The sequence below is a fragment of the Pedobacter sp. CFBP9032 genome (genome assembly GCF_034045265.1).
Taxonomy (GTDB): Bacteria; Bacteroidota; Bacteroidia; order Sphingobacteriales; family Sphingobacteriaceae; genus Pedobacter.
Genome location: NZ_JAXCWE010000008.1, coordinates 198774 through 216697 on the forward strand (window position 1 = coordinate 198774; position 17924 = coordinate 216697).

14 protein-coding genes are annotated in these 17924 nt (G+C 38.4%); 5 read left to right on the forward strand and 9 right to left on the reverse strand.

From position 1 onward, the window contains the following. Positions 1–29: 29 nt before the first annotated feature. From SOM16_RS15780 to SOM16_RS15800, 5 genes are all read right to left on the reverse strand, one after another. Positions 30–956 (reverse strand): methionyl-tRNA formyltransferase, encoded by a 927-nt coding sequence (locus SOM16_RS15780; RefSeq protein ID WP_320464962.1) that lies wholly within the window; start codon positions 954–956, stop codon positions 30–32. Between the two features lie 2 nt (positions 957–958). Next, positions 959–2110, reverse strand: a complete 1152-nt coding sequence (locus SOM16_RS15785) for an ABC transporter substrate-binding protein (protein WP_320464963.1) — start codon at positions 2108–2110, stop codon at positions 959–961. 57 nt (positions 2111–2167) lie between these two features. Continuing rightward, positions 2168–2722 carry a phage tail protein gene (locus SOM16_RS15790; RefSeq protein WP_320464964.1) on the reverse strand — a complete coding sequence of 185 codons (555 nt, stop codon included), beginning with the start codon at positions 2720–2722 and terminating at the stop codon, positions 2168–2170. 951 nt (positions 2723–3673) lie between these two features. Then, positions 3674–4633 carry a hypothetical protein gene (locus tag SOM16_RS15795; protein ID WP_320464965.1) on the reverse strand — a complete coding sequence of 320 codons (960 nt, stop codon included), beginning with the start codon at positions 4631–4633 and terminating at the stop codon, positions 3674–3676. Then, positions 4633–5349, reverse strand: a complete 717-nt coding sequence (locus SOM16_RS15800; protein ID WP_320464966.1) for an aspartyl/asparaginyl beta-hydroxylase domain-containing protein — start codon at positions 5347–5349, stop codon at positions 4633–4635. The genes SOM16_RS15795 and SOM16_RS15800 overlap by 1 nt, the downstream gene beginning before the upstream one ends. Positions 5350–5504: 155 nt before the next feature. Here SOM16_RS15800 and SOM16_RS15805 point away from each other — a divergent pair, with 155 nt between their 5' ends. Next, the gene (locus tag SOM16_RS15805; protein ID WP_320464967.1) at positions 5505–6008 is read left to right on the forward strand and encodes a hypothetical protein; all 504 of its coding nucleotides are present in this window, start codon (positions 5505–5507) and stop codon (positions 6006–6008) included. Positions 6009–6094: 86 nt separating this feature from the next. On the opposite strand, the gene cysC is transcribed toward SOM16_RS15805, so the two are convergent. The 4 genes from cysC to SOM16_RS15825 form a co-directional block, all read right to left on the reverse strand. After that, positions 6095–6625, reverse strand: coding sequence for an adenylyl-sulfate kinase (gene cysC / locus SOM16_RS15810; protein WP_320464968.1), 531 nt, complete (start codon positions 6623–6625; stop codon positions 6095–6097). Positions 6626–6727: 102 nt separating this feature from the next. Beyond that, positions 6728–9082: a mechanosensitive ion channel family protein gene (locus tag SOM16_RS15815; RefSeq protein WP_320464969.1), complete on the reverse strand. Its 2355-nt coding sequence runs from the start codon at positions 9080–9082 to the stop codon at positions 6728–6730. A gap of 192 nt (positions 9083–9274) precedes the next feature. Beyond that, positions 9275–9910, reverse strand: coding sequence for a response regulator transcription factor (locus SOM16_RS15820; RefSeq protein ID WP_320464970.1), 636 nt, complete (start codon positions 9908–9910; stop codon positions 9275–9277). Beyond that, entirely contained in the window at positions 9897–11900 is a 2004-nt protein-coding gene (locus tag SOM16_RS15825; protein WP_320464971.1) for a sensor histidine kinase, read from the reverse strand. The genes SOM16_RS15820 and SOM16_RS15825 overlap by 14 nt, the downstream gene beginning before the upstream one ends. Positions 11901–12108: 208 nt before the next feature. Here SOM16_RS15825 and SOM16_RS15830 point away from each other — a divergent pair, with 208 nt between their 5' ends. The 4 genes from SOM16_RS15830 (at position 12109) to SOM16_RS15845 (ending at position 17918) form a co-directional block, all read left to right on the forward strand. After that, a complete protein-coding gene (locus SOM16_RS15830; protein WP_320464972.1) occupies positions 12109–12723 on the forward strand; it encodes a hypothetical protein in 615 nt (204 codons plus the stop codon). 265 nt (positions 12724–12988) lie between these two features. After that, a complete protein-coding gene (locus SOM16_RS15835; RefSeq protein ID WP_320464973.1) occupies positions 12989–13645 on the forward strand; it encodes a DUF6624 domain-containing protein in 657 nt (218 codons plus the stop codon). A gap of 745 nt (positions 13646–14390) precedes the next feature. After that, positions 14391–16787 (forward strand): TonB-dependent receptor, encoded by a 2397-nt coding sequence (locus SOM16_RS15840; RefSeq protein WP_320464974.1) that lies wholly within the window; start codon positions 14391–14393, stop codon positions 16785–16787. 129 nt (positions 16788–16916) lie between these two features. Then, positions 16917–17918: an FAD:protein FMN transferase gene (locus SOM16_RS15845; RefSeq protein ID WP_320464975.1), complete on the forward strand. Its 1002-nt coding sequence runs from the start codon at positions 16917–16919 to the stop codon at positions 17916–17918. Positions 17919–17924 lie beyond the last annotated feature (6 nt).

The window sequence follows — 17924 nt, forward strand, 5'->3', positions numbered from 1 at the left end:
GTTTAGAAATTGAATTATTATTGTTAAAATCAATTGAAAATCCCTGTCTTCTCAGGGTATAATATTTTATATTGTAAGGCAGTCATTATTCCAGAATCGGTGGTGAGTACATCAACAGCAATCTGCTGATTATCAGCGCAGGCAATTTGTATACGATCATTTACCGATACAATTGTTCCTGGCATATCATCATGAGGTTCATCCAAAAGGGAAGCGATAATTATTTTAACCTGCTCACCTTGTAGTGTAGCATCTGCACCCGCATTCCAGGGGTTGCAAGCATTAATTAAGGCCATAATTTCTTCTGCACTCATTCGGTTCCAATTAATATAAGTATCCGATAATGCGGGCTTTTCATAGTAATAGGATAATGACTCGTCTTGTGGTTGGTTCGGAATACTGCTGGCAAACTGCAACATGTTCGCCATATTCAGCGCAACCTGCGCCATTCGACTACTTAATTTCACAGTAAGTTTTCCATAAGTATCTCCCGTTTCTATAGGCACCGGATCATTAAAAATAATATTTCCCCTATCAAATTCTGAATTCATAAAATGGGTACAGATAGCCGTTTCTGTTTCCTGATTCTTCAATACTTCAAAAATTGGCATCGCCCCCCTGTATTGTGGTAGGGGACCCGGATGGAAATTAATAAATCTCTCTGCCCCATAGGATAAAACCGATTCTGGAAGTAAGAAGGGAAAGGAGATACAAAATATATAATCAGGTTGGATCTGATCAATCCACAACCTCATTTCTGCAACGCTATTTTTATCCGGAAAAGACTTAAATCCAATGTGATTCTCTTCTGATTCTCTTTCCAGGGCATCTATAATGGTTTCACTGGCATTTCCTATGCCTATTCCGCACATAAATTTTTCAAAAGCAAGCAATTGCAATGTTGGAAAGGCAAATTTGCCTCCACATAATACCAATATTTTTTTTTGTATTTCCATTGTTAAATACATGTATAGCTATTATACCATGCAGACATGGCATGATCCAGTTCGTAGGTAGATAGTTCTTTAAATTGATCTGCTACATCATTTACCATGCTTTCTATACGGATTTCACATTTCCCTTCCTGATCAGGAATTATAGTGGCATTGTACAATGGTGAGATAGAAGTGTTGGTTTTGGCATCGAAATAAATTTTCCCCCTTGGGCCATTAAATTCAAACGATTGTAATCCTGCTACGATCTTTGCAGTAATATTTTTATGTTCATCAATTAATGCCAATACTTTTATGGCTATTGATGCGCTTTCCCAACTCAATAAAGAAAATAAATTAGGTGTTCTGCCAGCATTTGAGATGGTTTGAACAAAAACCTCATTATCATTAGAGGCTATTTTTTTTGACCATGCGGCAATTCCTTTGATCTGATGGCCAGGATATGCAGCATCAGACAGCATCGTTTCTTCAAAGCCAAATGGTGGCAGATAAACCGGAAGATTTTGTCCCTCAAATGAGTTTTTAAGGCTTTCAAAATACCATTGAACAAAATCACCACTAAAAATGCTGAGCAGGGCACTGTTCGGAAATTGTGCCAAATGTTCTTTTAGCGGGTCAATGGTAAATTCCTGTTGAATATATCCGGTAGCATGATTAAAAACGATATTCCCACCATTATCCTGAAATGCTTTAGAGATACCATAGGTATGCAAATATCCTCCATCATAATATCCGGTTACCATGCCTGCTGATTTAAAACCATCGTTTTTAGCCTGTTTTGCTGCAAGCGAAGCACCTAAGGCATTATGAAGGGAATGATAAAAAACATTAGGGCAGGCAGGCCATTCATTAGGTAAATTGGCGCCAGCGTCTAATACAATCAGCATTTTATTGGCAGCAAGAAAAAGTGGCCTGAGCAGTTGTGCCGTACGGTGCCCGATGTAGGCAATAACCACAGAAACGTTTTCTTCAAGCAAAAGCTTTTCTGCGCTTCGGTAGCATTGCTGCTTTTCGGCACCAAAGCCGATATTCTCAGTAATTATCTTAATATCACTTCTCCCCAAATGCCTTAATCCAGATCGCAATCCTTCAAAAAGATCAAAACCAATGGTTTGGTAATATGTTGATCTGGGTAATAAAATCCCTATTGTTTGCATACAGTTGCAGAGTGTTTAAAAGGGGTAATCTAAAAGACTCCCCCTTTAATGATTTTTTTAGTTTCTACTTGGAAATATTCCTTGAGTAGCAATAGAATAATTAATTACCAGGTAAGGATTCATGATTGAAACTGGCAAACCAGATCCGGTAATGTCTGTCGTACCTGAAACCTCTACACCACCGGTATAAATTCCTGTAGTTGCAGCAGATCCATACATAGCAGTTACCGCTGTTGCAGGAAAGGTACCATCAGGAGATAATTCATCTGCAGCATTAGAAGAAGCTTGTTGCCTTATCTTAAGCGCATTAACTGTGTGAATGTGTGCAGGTATGTTTGCTGTTAATAACGTTACATTTGGCACACCTGCAACCTCACCTATAGTATAAGCAGGTAAACCTGGTCCTTGCCCTTGTCCAATAGGCATACGCCCCTGCAAATTCGGCAATCCAAAAGTCGTTTGTCCGTTGCCTCCATAGTAAGTTCCTAATAATGAAAATAAGGCCGTGTTTTGCGCAATAGACAATATCTGACCTGCACAGGTCATATATCCTCTTGGAGCAAAGTTGAAACTTAAAATTTTAATCTCTCCAATAAATGGTTCTGTAGACATAGTTTTAATTATATGGTTAAATAATAAATTGATTGATATCTAATTAATGGATGTATTCTAGCTATTGAAGGGATTTTGCAGAATTCGTGTACGAAAACCTCAGATAGCCTTTTGATATGTATTCTAGTTTAAAAAAAATAATGTGCAGAATGACCAGTTGCTCGGATGACTATAATTTTAAATTGTTCTCTGCTATCTAAGTTGTAATCTGAAATTATTGATTCCTTTTTTCTGAAATTCCGAAATTCCGGAATGACAGTTATAGATTTGTGAATCAGAAAATATATAGGAAGGCACGTGTAAGAATAGTACTATTTTTTGTTTAAGCTTTTCTGGATGGTAATCCAACGTATACTGATTCAGCTTACTTATTCTTCTGATCATAAAAAGCTGACCCAAGCAATGTTTCGTAAAATATTTGGCAACAACAGTTTTAAACCCGTTAAATACAGGTGATACAATATTTAAATGATATTTGTTTGTTGTTAATTTGGCTTCTGTATGCCGTAAACTATCATTTTTTGTACAGGATTCTGATTCTGCTAATGTATAAGTAGATATGGCCCGGGGATGGCCAATAAAGAATAATAATACATTCTTTAAAGATGAGCGTCTTTCAAGATTCATGGGAGTTGAATATAGATGATTTAGAATGTAAATATCTGACAAAAAAATGATATAAAGCAATCACTATATTTAAGTATTTTGCAACAGACAAGAAAATTTTAAACAAATACTTCATTTGTCGTACTAGAAAGGCTTTTTGAAGCTGTTTTTTTCTTATTGACAATTGTCAACAACTTTCACTTAAACATCAGGAATATCTAAAATAAATTATTCTGACTCCTAAAAAATAGGTATGACTAACCGATAGAAACGGTATTACCTGAAAGAATCACCCACATACTCCGATTTATTTTAGATCAATAATTCTTCCGAAGTATCTGAGGTTTATAACAATTGATGCTTTTTTGAAAGTGCATCAATTAAAAGTTGATAGGCCAGATGAGTATCGGGATATGCAGAAATATCAACTTCATCTTCAACACGATAGCGTTGATCAGGATATTTACTATGAAAGCTTAACCGCTTTTCCATTTCATTTCCCTTCGCAATTTCCTTACCTATAGCAGCAAAAAAATGTGTAATCAGGTTATTCATCCCCCAGCCATAATCGTAAAAATGATCGAGCGGATGATTCGCATAAACTATCTCACAAATTTCCTTATAATAGGCTTCCAATACCTGGGCGGTGAAGAAATTAAAATCGCGGTAATGCTGATCATGTAATTTGACCTTCAGCAAATCTGCCTCGATATGTCCGGGTATACTGTGCAGTCCGCGCCGTTTATCATGGGAAGCGATAACCGCATCAGGTTTCCTGCTAAGAAAGTAAAAAGGCGTATTGGGATACCATTTCCTTAATAGCGGGTAAAAATGAATGTGCCAGCTATCAAGCTTTATAATTAACATTTGATGCTGGTTGTTTCGCTGCTGACCCATCATTTTAAGCGCAGCCTTAAACCAGCTTTCCATTTCCATTTCCGTTAGATTTTTGTCGTGCAGAGAAGCCCTCAAAATTTCATCAAGTAAGGGCGGTTCTGCATACACAATGTTTCCCGGATCAGTAGACAGTGCTTGCGTTAACAGCGTTGAACCACAACGCGATACATGAAAAACAAAGCATGTTGGTGCTATAGTGTTTATACCAAAAGATGATTCGACCAGAAAATCGGTATTGCTTAAAGTGTGATAAGGAGAACGCTCTCGCATCCTAGCTAAACCAATACTAATGGTTTCATCAAAAAAAGGCTCAGCAATATGATGAGCAAAAAGATCCATCCAACGCAGTTGCCAGGCCCCCGCATCGTTCTCTAATTTGTAAGGTATCCAGTTACGCAAGTCTTCCATCACCTACCTTTCCTGAGGTCTTCAATCAATTGTTTTGCTGCCGGAACATCCAATCTTTCTAACGCTGCTATCACCATTAACGTCTGATCTTCGTTCATTTGTTGCCCTTGCTTTTCTGATGCCAAATCATAACCGTGAGCTGTAAAAAACGCATCAGTCCAATCATTACGGATACAATCTATTACCAAATGAACCCTAACCGACTTTCCATTATTTTTAATGGTATGAATTTCGTCGAAATCAATATACCAGCTGGTACCTTCTTCCAATACCAGAAATTCATCACTTACCTTAAACTGAACTGCCTGATTGGTTTGAATGGGTATGTGGATCCTGCAAACTCCATTAACATAGTTACAACCCCGATCACGGTGCGGTTTAATTTCGGCCCCGGGATGTAATGCCAATAATCTGATTGCTTCTTTCGGGCAATCCCATGAATCCAATATTGATTTAATGTACGGGAGCTTCTTTAACAAGGCCGTTTCCTTGTAGTGAGTTACACCATAATTAGCCAAAATATCATCTTCCCTTCCACTGGCCGATTGTAATGAAATGCTTTGCCAGCTTCCATTGTAGTCTTTTTTATTAAAATGATCTGGCCAGTTTAATGCCATAGCTGTAGCAAGCTCGCTTTTAAGCAACGGAACATTGTATTGCTGGTTGAATTTGATATATCTGGACAATTGAGCGTTTTTTTTTGTAATATTAGGCATTGTTTATTAATCTTCAAATTTATAATCCGGATTTGTAGCCACACATTTTTAATTTCATGTTTAGACAACCAATCGTCTACATTTTTAGACGATGCTATTAATAATAACAGTTTTTATAGATAAAAAAAGTAAATAGTATCCAGAACCTACAAAATATGGAACATCATATTAGCCTTATACTTTCTTTTTTAGAAAAAATTGGCATCAACTATCGCCTCGAACCCATTACTAACGAAACCTTTTTACCAGGACTTAAATTGCATATGGGAACATTGATTATTGATATGGAAAAATTACTTTATCCTGGTGATATTTTGCATGAGGCCGGACATTTGGCTTGCATGCCGCCTGCTATTAGACACACCATGAGCGATAACCTTTTAAGTGGCGATTTACATGAGGGCGGTGAAATGATGGCTATTGCATGGTCATACGCGGCATCCGTTCACCTGAGCCTTGATCCGCACATTGTGTTTCACGCAGAAGGCTACAAAGGTGGAAGCCAAAACCTGATTGAGAACTTTAGCCAGGGCAGGTATTTAGGTGTTCCTTTATTGCAATGGCTTGGAATGACTTATGATGAAAAACAGGCACATACCAACGGTTTAAATCCCTATCCTGCGATGCAAAAGTGGCTCTGTACGGAAAGACCAGAATAGCTGGCTTATTAGAAATTGTACAAAGCTGAATTCATAAATTATTGAGGCCTTGCACCTCGATTTACGACCAACAAACCCTAGCGAAACTAAGACTCATCAAGCTGTAAAAGAATAAAATTTAACAGCAAACTTCCGGCAGCATCTAGGGTTAGCAGGTCTGTATTGAGGTATAAATCTGGCTGAGCAGGCTTTTCATAAACATCATTAACGCCGGTGAGGTTCATTATTTTTTCCGGATGGCCTGGCGGAAGTAATGCCTTTCGGTAAAGCCCCTTTGTATCCCTTTCAATAAGCGTATCCATCTGGCAATCTATCCATACTGTTTTGGCATGGTACAGCGATTTCAATTCCTGCCGGGCGGCCTCGAAAGGATTGATTGCGGCAATAATGGCAATGGTACCTTGTTGAGCATGATCGTAACCCACAGCTCCCAAACGCCTGATATTTTCCAATCGGTCAGCATGAGAAAAACCAAGGTCTTTGCAAAGGGTTTTCCGATAACTATCGCCATCTATGACGATGCAGGAATGACCCATTTTGATCAATTGGTAGCTAACCCATTGTGCTAGCGTGGTTTTGCCAACGCCAGAAAGGCCCGTGATTTGTAATAAGAGCATTAATTGTAAATTTCAATAAATATATATCAAAACCCAGAATTTTATCTAAAAATAGTGAAGATCAATTTGCATATGCTCTTTATTGAAAAATACAACCGCCACCTACAAAATCTCAATCTCCTTCTCCTCAAACGTTTCAAATATCTGAGCATTAATAATGCTTCTCGTAAGGTCAGCCTTAGAAATATCTTTACACCAGAAATAAATATTGATATTACTGTTCAGCTTACTCACTGGACTTATCAAAATAATAGGCTCCTTACTCACAAATACATTATTGTTTTCTATAATTATTTCCCTGATCAGGCTCACCACTTCTGTTGAATTAAATGGTTTCGCTATCGACAATGAGAGATCCACCCGCATCTGGTTGTTGCTCAAAGTCCAGTTGATAATGTTGTTGGATAAAATAGAGCCATTCGGAATGATAATCTCAGCGCCTTCATCACTTAGTAAAGTACTAGCACGAACGCCAATTTCTTTCACCCGGCCTTTCTTGTTGCTGAGTTCAACAATGTCACCAATCCGGATGGTCTTATCAAAAATAAGAATGATCCCCGAAACGAAATTACTTACTATATTCTGCAAACCAAGCCCGATACCAACCCCTAGTGCACCCAGGATAACCGTAATTTTATCGATAGGAAGACCAGAAGCTGCAACAGCAATTAAAAAGCCGCCAATAAGCAATACCAACCTGGTAACCAACAACTTGGATCGCTCCCCTTTATTATCTTCAAAAGTATCATCACCCGTGTCTCCGAAGAAATAAGCAATATATTTTTGCAGAAAGTTAGCCACCCATACAATCCCTAGAAAAAGAACAATCCCCCCAAAAGTAAAAGAGAAGCTTCCTATGGTTCTTTTTTGTGTAAGCACTTCCATTACCGATTCGTAAAGGCCATTAAAAACATTGAGGTTAGTGGTAAAGATCACAAACCAAATTAGGGTAGCTCCTATGCCGGTAAGTCTTTTCAGGCCAGCAATTACAGGCTGCCATTCGAAATATTCCGGGTACCCTTTCCTGATTCTGCTACTTTTCATTTGCAATAGAAAAGCCTCTACCAGTACTTTTGCTAAAATGGTGAGTGAAATGGCATTTAACAACGAACTCACACCCGTTGAATAAAAAATCTGCGCAAGGGTAAACCGACCAAATAAATTACAGAAAGTGGCCACGATGGCAAATATAGTATACACAAAACCAGTAACGAGAATCATTTTATACTTTTTCACTTTTTCATCGAGCATTTTCCACACCATTATACCATATGCTATAGAACTTAAACTCAAAAATAAGAGAAGCCAGCGTTGATATCGTGGCGGCATGCCTAAAAGACGTAAAAAAACAGGCGCAAGAAGAAGTACCACAAAGATGCACCAATAGTAAAATGATTTTTTACTCAGTTTTTTTCTTAAGTAGACCGAAAGCAAAATGGCCAGTATCACTTGTACCCCTTCTATATAAAGTGCAGGTGCCCTGAGATCAAAAATTGGCGCGAGGGCAAAAAGCATAATAAAGGTAATTAAATAGGGCTGCGGACTAATCAATGTGAAATCATCGAGTGTTTCTAAACGACCGCGCTGTTTTACACTTTGAAAATTGAAGAATACCCAGAAGAAAAATACAGTGCAGATAAAAAGAAGTACCATCCGGCTACTCCTGGTATACACAAAATAATAACCTGATATTTCTTGTTCTCCCCTAATAAATTTGCGGAAGCCCACACTTTTATTAGCCCGCACGTTAACCGATTCCCAAAGGTACCGACGCTCTTTTCCGAAGGCTTTTATACTTACCGCATCAAGCTGACTATCCGTAAGGTACATCAGTTCCTTAATATTGATCAGGTTAGATGAAGTTCTTGCATGAAGAACATTAATGGATGCTGTAGCGCTTTTTATTAGGCTGTCTGTAACGATGCGTTTCTTTTTCAGTTCGGCAAACTGATCTTTAAACATGATCCGCATACCGGGCTGGGTAAATACTTTTATGAGTACCGTATCTTTACGCAGGTTAAGAATCTGGGTTTTCAATGCCCTTAACTCTTTCTCATATTCATCGAGATCCATTAAACAATCTCTGTTATTGCTTTGCAGTTCTTCCAGCAGCGTCTGGTCCATTTGCAAATTATGAAGATTCAAATTCCGGTCTGATTGTGTAAGCCTGCTTTTTAGTAGTGCGAGTGCTGCTTCATCCTGCGTTAGGTGTGCCTCCATAGACTTTAGCTTTTTAAACGAGCCTACAGTTACCGGAACTTTGTTTATGGCTTCAAATACTTTTTCCAAATGCATCAGGTAATCGCCCTTGGTCAAAGTAGCAGAATCTGAAAGAATAGACACATCCTGGTTATCTGAATGTTTCTCTTTTTGCGCAAAAACATCGGCCGAAAAGAAAATAGACAGCAGTATAGCGAGGTTTCTAACCGCTATAAAAAAAATATTTTTTGTTACCATTGAAGTTTAGAAGTGGGGAACCTGTTGCTTAGCAACATAGCTGCAAAAATAGTGAATACAATTGATTTATAAACGATGGGAAACTCATTTTGATCTATTCGCATTTAGTTCCTTTTTCCCACCCTCAATACCACTTTGTTCACGGCGTTTTGTTACGCCTTAAACCTGATATACTCGCTAAAGCAGTGATAGTCAAAGTAAATGCTGCTGATTGGCAGACATAATCAGTTCGGCAACATTTCTAACCTGAAATTTCTGAAGGAGATTTTTTCGGTGGGTATCAATGGTTAACGGACTCAGAAATAGTTCTTCGCCAATAGTTTGGCTTGTTTTGCCCTGGGCGATTAATTCGAGAATCTGTTTTTCCCGTTTGGTTAACCGAGGGGCTGCAAGTAATTCATTCCTTGATGGGCGACTGAGAATCTCCATTACTTCCTTGCTGTAGCAAATGCTTCCTTTTACTGCTTCTGTGATACAGCGCCTGAGTTCATCAAGCGAGCTGTTTTTAAGCAAATAACCGCTTGCTCCATTCTGAATTGTCTGTACCACAATGCTACGTTCCGTTCTGTTGCTCAAAATCAACACGATAACAGATCTGTACTTCTTTTTGATTTCTAAACACAGTTCCATTCCATTTATATCAGGAAGGCTAATATCCAGCAAAACCAAATCAACTTTTTCGTTTTCCAGGTAAGATAAAATCTCTGCTCCATTTTGAAAGCCACCGATAACTTCAATATTAGCCTCGTTTTTGAGCATATTTTTTAAACCTTCGATCACAATTGGATGATCATCAACTATGGCGGTAAGCAGCTTATCTTTTTGCATCTATCTTCAATTCAATATTTATGGTTGTCCCCTCACCTACTTCAGACTGAATTTCCAGGTTGCCGTTAAAAAAATTCACCCGGTTTCTGATACTTTTCAGTCCCATTCCTTTATGCTGTACTTGTTTGTCGTAATCAAAACCAATGCCGTTATCTTCAAAAGTAATTAAGAAAATAGTGCTATCCTGGCTACATTGCAAGATAATTCTTGATGCATTGGCGTGTTTAATGGCATTAGAAATCAATTCTTGTGCAATCCGGTAAATGTGAAGCTGCACAGCGATTGGAATATCTGCTTTAATATTAAATGCTTCGAAGTTAATTTGCAAATCTTCGCGCATGTAAAACTCGCAAAGGTCTTTCAAAGCTACTTCCAGTCCGAAATCCAGCAGTGTTTCGGGCACCATATTACGTGCAATTCTCCGCAGCTCAGTTACAGAAGAATCTAATTGCCCAATTACCCGAAGCAACTCATGGTCGTTTGACACTTCAGGGGTGTTATTTTTCCATCCGGAGAGTCCGATTTTAACACCAGCTAACATTCCACCTAACCCATCATGAAGATCCCGGGCCACCCGTTCGCGTTCATGCTCCTCTCCATCAAGCATGGCTTCTGTTACTTTAAGTTTCTCTCGTTGCTCCATTTCTTCCAGTTTCTGAGCGAAGTTAATCTCGCGCTGATGAAAAAGCTTCCGTTTATACCTGGAATAAATTAATAAAGACACCAGTATAATGATCACCAGCAGGCACCCTAAGCCTAAAAGCCACGTCATTAATTTTCCGTTTCTGGCCTCTAGTAACGCTTGCTTTGCCTGGTTTTGCAGTGCTGCAATTCTACGTCTGTCTTCAGCCTTTCTAAAACGGGCTTCCAACTCGTTAATTTTGAGCTTCGTTTGATTTCCGTTGATGCTATCTGTGATCAACTTCGACTTTTTGAGCCATTGATAAGCGTCTTCATAGTTTTTCAACGATCCGTTAATCGTAGCCAATTCATTGTATATAGTAGCTCTGTCATTAATGTCGGCCACGAGCGTACCTTCGGCAATTACACCCAGCAGTAAACTTTTAGCTTTCTGATATGCTTTTTGTTGTTTAAAAATATCGTATTTCCTGAAGATGAACTGTTGATAAAGCTGCGTTTGTTTAAGTCTTTTCGCCATTCCAATTCCTTTATCAACGCTGGCGAGTGCCGTTGGATAGGATTCTATAGTGGTATAATAAAGCGCCTCATTATAATAATAAAGCGGGTAATTTACAGATGCCGGAAATGGCAGGAGCAAATTTTGTGCTTTATCGAGCAGTTTTTTAGCCTTTACAGATTGCACACTATAGCAGTAAATACTTACACCATTAAGGTAAGCGATTACCAGTGCAGAAGATTTTGGAGCATGCTTTTCCAGAATAGCAATCGCCTGCTCGTCGTATTCCGTTGCTTTGGTAAATTGTGCATTATTCATTAGCAAAGTCGATAACTGGCTATAGTAATGGGCAATATTTTCAATATCTCCGGATTTCTTAGCCAGTGGAATCACTTTATCTAGTGTTATTTTGGTTATAAATTCATAACCTTTCGTATTAACTTCCGCCAAGGCATAATAAAACCAGGCAGATGCTCTTTTAGCATAAGCTGGTTTGCTGTGAATTGATGCAAAGGCTTCCTCAGCTTTTTTGAAAAAAACGGCGGCTTTTTTCGGATTTCGGGCTGAATAATATTGACCTTCATAGAAAATTGAAGATGCTTTGAGGTATGCCGAATTACCCACAAGCCTTTTACCGATGGACAAATAAGTTTGGCTTTTTACAGTATCGCGTACCTTCCAGTAATAAACCAATGTGAAACTTGCTTCGGCTTTTAAACTATCATCTTTACTGCTGTTGATTATATTTTGAAGGCTATCTAGGTATCGGTCTTCATTAAGCGGCAATTGCTGCTGCGCCATTGCTACCAGGCCAACCAACAGCAGAATAGGTAAAAGGAGTAATTTCTTCATTAGCTAAAATCGGCCTTGCTTAATAAGGGCCACTATTATTTTTTTTTCTTACGGATAGTAAATATCTGCCAAAAATCTACAAATGGTGAAAAACCGGGATCAACTAGTCAAAATTACCTAAAAACCAGTAGAAATAAATCGGCTAAAGATGGTATTTATTATTCCGAATATTGGGAATAGTTTTGCTGCTTACCTATTTACATGAAAAATGAAAAAATTAAGCTGGTTCATTTACAGAAATCATCCCCTTAACGAAAAAGACGCAGATCGTAATTACCCTTTAACAAAATTATCCCGCTTTTTTTTAGCCGTTCTATCTGTTTTTTTTCTCATTTCGCTGGGCGGATGTAAAAAAGATAGCGATGGCGGAGCTGAAGAAGCTAAAGACTATTTTTTTAAAGCAACGGTAGGTGGAAAAGAAATTAACTATTATTCCGTAAACTTTCAGGGTGGTGGAAATGACGACCGCTGGGAACATATTGTTATTGGCGGATCAGAAAGTAGCCTGCTTAATAACCCTAAGCAACTTCCTCCAAGCCTAGATTTTGAAATCTGGAAACAAGGTGGAAATATAGGTGTTGGTACTTACAGCACTCCGTCCGAACCTTTAATGATAGCACGTTATGTTGTTCAAACCGATCAGGGATCACTAATCTGGAACACATCCTGGGCTGATGATGTTTTTACCGTAAAAATAGAGGCCATTAGCAAACAAGGCATAAAAGGAACTTTTTCCGGAACAGTAAGAAACCAAGCCGGACAGGCGGTTAGTATTACCAACGGTTCCTTCAACCTGCCCTATAAAGACTTGGTGAATCCTTAAATATACTCACAAAATCTTCTTTTAAATTTGAATTATTGGGTTAAAACGCCTATAAAATAACCATAGCCGTAGCATTTTGTGATAAAATCTGACATGTGTTAGCTTTAAATAAATAGAAGATCAGTGAAAGATGCTAACCATTGATCTTCTATTTATTTTTAAAATCCGCGAGATTAAAAACATACTTTAATATACGAAATGATTCGTATTAAATATAAAATTTATTAATTTGCTGGCATTGAATAACCTTTAAAATTTCACAATTATGTTAAAAAAAATCCTTTCTATCCTTCTGCTGTTCCTTGCGTTTAATCTATCTTATGCACAAGATTTACCTTGTAATGATAGTCTTGCTATCAAACAAAAACTAAAAACAATCCGGGAAGCTGATCAGGAGATCAGGACAAAATTAATTAAAGAGATGGCCACGAAAGATCCGGAAGCTATGAAAAAAATTGCTTTGGAAATGAAAGCCAGTGATCGGCAGAATCAGCTTTATATTGCATCGCTTCTGGATCAGTGTGGCTGGCCAAAAGGACTTAATGCGGTTGAAAACAATACCATCTTTCTGGTTATCGACCATGCAGATACAGCTTTTATGTCTAAATATTTTCCTGTTTTAAAAGCCCAGGCAGGTATGGGTATTGTTGCAAAAACCGATCTGGCAACACTGCAAGACAGAATGCAACTCAGGAAGGGAAAAAAACAAACATTTGGAACGCAAACCCTCAAAACAGGAAACATTGTTACGATCTGGCCAATAGATAATCCCGATGATTTAGATACACGTAGAAAACAAATGGGATTAATGCCTATGAGCGAGTACATCAATCTTTTGAAAAAAAACTATCAATCTGAAGTGATTTGGGATAAGGACTTATCGATAGCAGCCGCTCAGGAAATGATGCTAAAAAAGAATTAAGGATGATGTATCCTACGGCCCTGATCAATCGAAGGCTATTTTTGCCACGGAAACACAGAAAGCACGGAAGATGATGTTCATAACTCGTTTGTTCGGTTTGGTCATAGTCTCGCTACTCCCCTAAACAATCGAATGCTATTTTTGCCACGGAAACACAGAAGGCACGGAAGATGATGTTCATAAACTCATTTGTTAGATCTTGTTTTAGTCTTTCTACACCCCTAAACAATCGAAGGCTATTTTTGCCACGGAAACACAGAAAGCACGGAAGATGATGTTCATAACTCGTTTGTTCGGTTTGGTCATAGTCTATCTACTCACCTAATCAATCGAACTATTTTGCCACGGAAACACAGAAGGCACGGAATATGATGCTCATAAACTCATTTGTTCAGTCTTGTTTTAATCTCCCTAATCCCCTAATCAATCGAACGCTATTTTGCCACGGAAACACAGAAGGCACGAAATATGATGTTCATAAACTCAAGTGTTCAGTTTGTTCCTAGTCTAGTTACGATCCTAATCAATTTAAAGCTTTAAAGCTAAATCAATTCAGGCTTTAAGAAAATATATTAAAATTTACGGCTATTAAACAATCGCTATGTGCATCATTTTTCGCATATAAACGCCAAAAAAAGACTAAACCTGCCAATTATTATTATTATTTAGAATAATTAAATATAAGTCTTTCTAATCTCGTTTTAATTTCTTTCTTTTGCGCCAACTAAGAATTAATCTAAATAAGATGTGCAAAAAATTTACCCAGGTTTTTAATTTAACGATTCTCTTTATCCTACTCACTGGCGCAGCATTTGCGCAATCAAAAAATGGATCGGTATCCGGAACCATTAAAACAAGTGATGGAAATCCAGCTTCTTTCGTTAGCGTTGGTTTGAAAAACACTAACAAAACCACTAAAACGGATGACAAAGGAAACTTCAATCTAAAAAATGTAGTTCCCGGGAACTATACAATTAAGATTTCTGCTGTTGGTGTTTCAACTCAGGAAAAGAATGTTTCTGTTGTGTCAGGCGCAGATGCACAGGTATCATTTGCTATCGCAGAATCTTCCTCAGAATTAGATGAGGTTGCTATCAAGGGATACAGAACGCCAAATACAAAACCGGTTAATCTGGGCAAAATCGCCATTGCTCCTAAAGATCTTCCACAGTCCGTTCAGATCATTAATACTCAGGTGATCAGAGACCAGCAGGCAAACACCTTAGGCGATGTAATGAAGAATGTTAATGGAGTGGCTCTTGGAGCTAATAGAGGCTCGGTTGGTGAGAACTTTTTTGCCAGAGGTTATAGTTTAGGTGGTAACAATGTTTTCAAAAACGGCGCCAGAACAACCATTGGAGGAAGTCCCGAAGCAAGTACTTTAGAGTCTGTTGAAGTGCTAAAAGGAAGTGCCGCACTACTGTATGGAGGTGTTAGTGGCGGTGCTGTCGTTAACATGGTTACTAAAAAGCCAAAGTTTGAATACGGAGGAGAAATATCTATGCGCGTGGGCTCATATGATTTATATAAGCCAATCGTGGATTTATATGGTCCAATATCAAAAAAAATCGCATTCAGAGTAATTGGAAGTTATGAAAAAGCCGGAAGCTATAGAGATAATGTATCTTCAAAAAGGTTTTATGTAAATCCGTCATTACTTTATAAGATCAGTGACAAAACAGAAATTATTGTTCAGGGAGATTATTTGAAAAGCAATTTCACACCTGATTTCGGAATAGGAACGATAGGCAACCAACTTTCTCCATTGGGAAGAAATGTATTTGTAAATACGGACTGGGCTTACAATAAAACCAATACCGCTACAGCTCAAGCAGTTTTAAATCATAAATTTAATGATGACTGGAAATTAAACGTGAGCGCGTCACTCCAATCATACAACAGGGATTATTTCTCGGCAGAACGCCCGGCTGCTAACGCTGCAGGTATATGGAACCGTGCCTTAACACGTTCCGATATCGAAGAATTCACATTTAATCAACAAGTGAACTTAAACGGTAATTTCAATACTGGCGCTATAAAACATACTTTGTTAGTCGGCGTAGATGCAGATCAAGCCAACACAACGACCGGAGGTTTCGCCTCAACAAATCGGCTACCAATTGTAACTCCAACTTATTATGATACTGTTAATTTACTAGATCCAACAACCTTTAATCAGCCGACCAATTTCAATATGCCAATGACAACCCTATTGACAAATACAGATGCTTCAGTATTTAGGATGGGCGGCTTTGCGCAAGATCTGGTTAGTTTAACGCCACAGTTTAAAGTTTTAGCTGGGATACGGTGGTCGTTCCAGAAAACACCGACCACCGACATTACTACCATCGCAACCAGTGCAGAAACTAAAGGAACTGCTATCGATAAGGTTGATAAAGCATTTTCGCCCAAGTTTGGATTAATTTATGAGCCATTAAAGACCACCTCAATTTATTTGAGCTATTCTAATAACTTTACCTCAAACACAGGGATTGATATCGCCACCAACGGCCCGATGGAGCCATCAATTATTGATCAATACGAAGCAGGTATCAAGAACGATTTCTTCGACGGAAAGCTTTCTGCTAACTTAACAGTATACAAAATCAAAAACGACAAATTTGCACAGGCTGCTTTGGCAGATCCAACAAAACGTGAATTTTCTGGCGCAACAGCTAGTGATGGTCTTGAAATTGACTTCTCTGGAACGATAGTAAACGGCCTAAATTTTATTGCTGGTTACAGTTATAACTACATGCGTTATACATCAACATTGCCAACCAGTGGTATCGTTGAAGGTGAACGCGTTGTGGGCACCACTAAAAACACCGCCAATGGAACTTTATTTTACACCTTTCAGGATGGCGCAGTAAAAGGTTTGAAATTTGGTGCATCAGCATTCTACACAGGTGATCGAAATGGTGGTAGAAATACAACTAAAAATAACTCTTCTTCAGGTATCATCCCATTAACCGGATTTACCACTGTCGATTTTTCTGCAGGTTACAGCTGGAAAAAACTTTCATTGCTGGCTAAAATTGCAAACATCACCAACGAGTTAAATTATTTCGTTCATGAAAACTATAGTGTGAACCCAATCCCACCACGTCAATTCATGACTACCTTATCATATAAATTCTAAAAATAGCTCTTCAGAATTAAGGCCCTAAAGTAACTTATCTTACTTTGGGGCCTTTTTTATTGGCTGTTATTAACAAGCTTTCGCAATTGCTTTCTTAAATTTGGATATTGATTACCAAAAGAAATTACCTTGAAAATTAAGCTGATTATCCTTTTCCTACTGCTCAGTACAACCACCTTCGCCCAGGTTTTGCGCAAAAGGACTACCCTGTTAATGGGAAGTAAATTTGAAATCACCATTGTTGCGAAAGATGCTCAAACAGCTGAAAACAATATTGATACGGTAATTAATGAAATTAGCAGAATTGAATTTTTAATCTCTGATTGGAAACCCACTTCTCAAATTTCTCAAGTGAACAGTAATGCGGGCATTAAACCAGTAAAAGTTGACAAGGAAGTATTTGAGTTGACTAAACGAGCACTCTACTTATCTAAAATTACCGGAGGTGCTTTCGATATCAGCTTCGCTGCAATGGATAGAATCTGGAAGTTTAATGGATCCATGACCGAAATGCCAACTGCTGATGCCATTAAAAAATCTGTTGAGAAGGTAGGCTATAAAAACATCATGCTGGATAGCGTAAACTCCACTATCTTCCTAAAATTAAAAGGCATGAAGATTGGTTTTGGCGCGCTTGGAGAAGGTTATGCTGCCGATCAGTGCCGGAATATCATGCTGAAAAAAGGGATCAAAGCAGGAATAGTAAATGGCTCGGGCGACATGAGTACCTGGGGCAAACATCCAAAGGGTAATCATTGGACCATTGGCATCACCCACCCATTTCATAAGGATAGCCTTTATGCAGTGGTGCCATTAAAAAATAGTGCAGTGGTAACATCTGGAAATTATGAAAAGTTCGTGGTATTTAATGGAAAGAGATATTCACACATTATTAATCCGGTTACGGGTTATCCTGCAACCGGATTAACCAGTGTAACGGTCTTCGGCCCAGATGCAGAGCTGGCCAATGGTTTCAGCACTTCTATCATGGTTTTAGGAAAAGAAGCCGGACTGAAATTTATCAACCAGTTTCCACAATTTAGCTGTGTGATGTTTAGTGATGATGGTCAGGTTTACCACTCTAAAAATTTGAGTCAGAAAACAATTAACCAGTGGAAAAAGGGGACTTAACCTTTT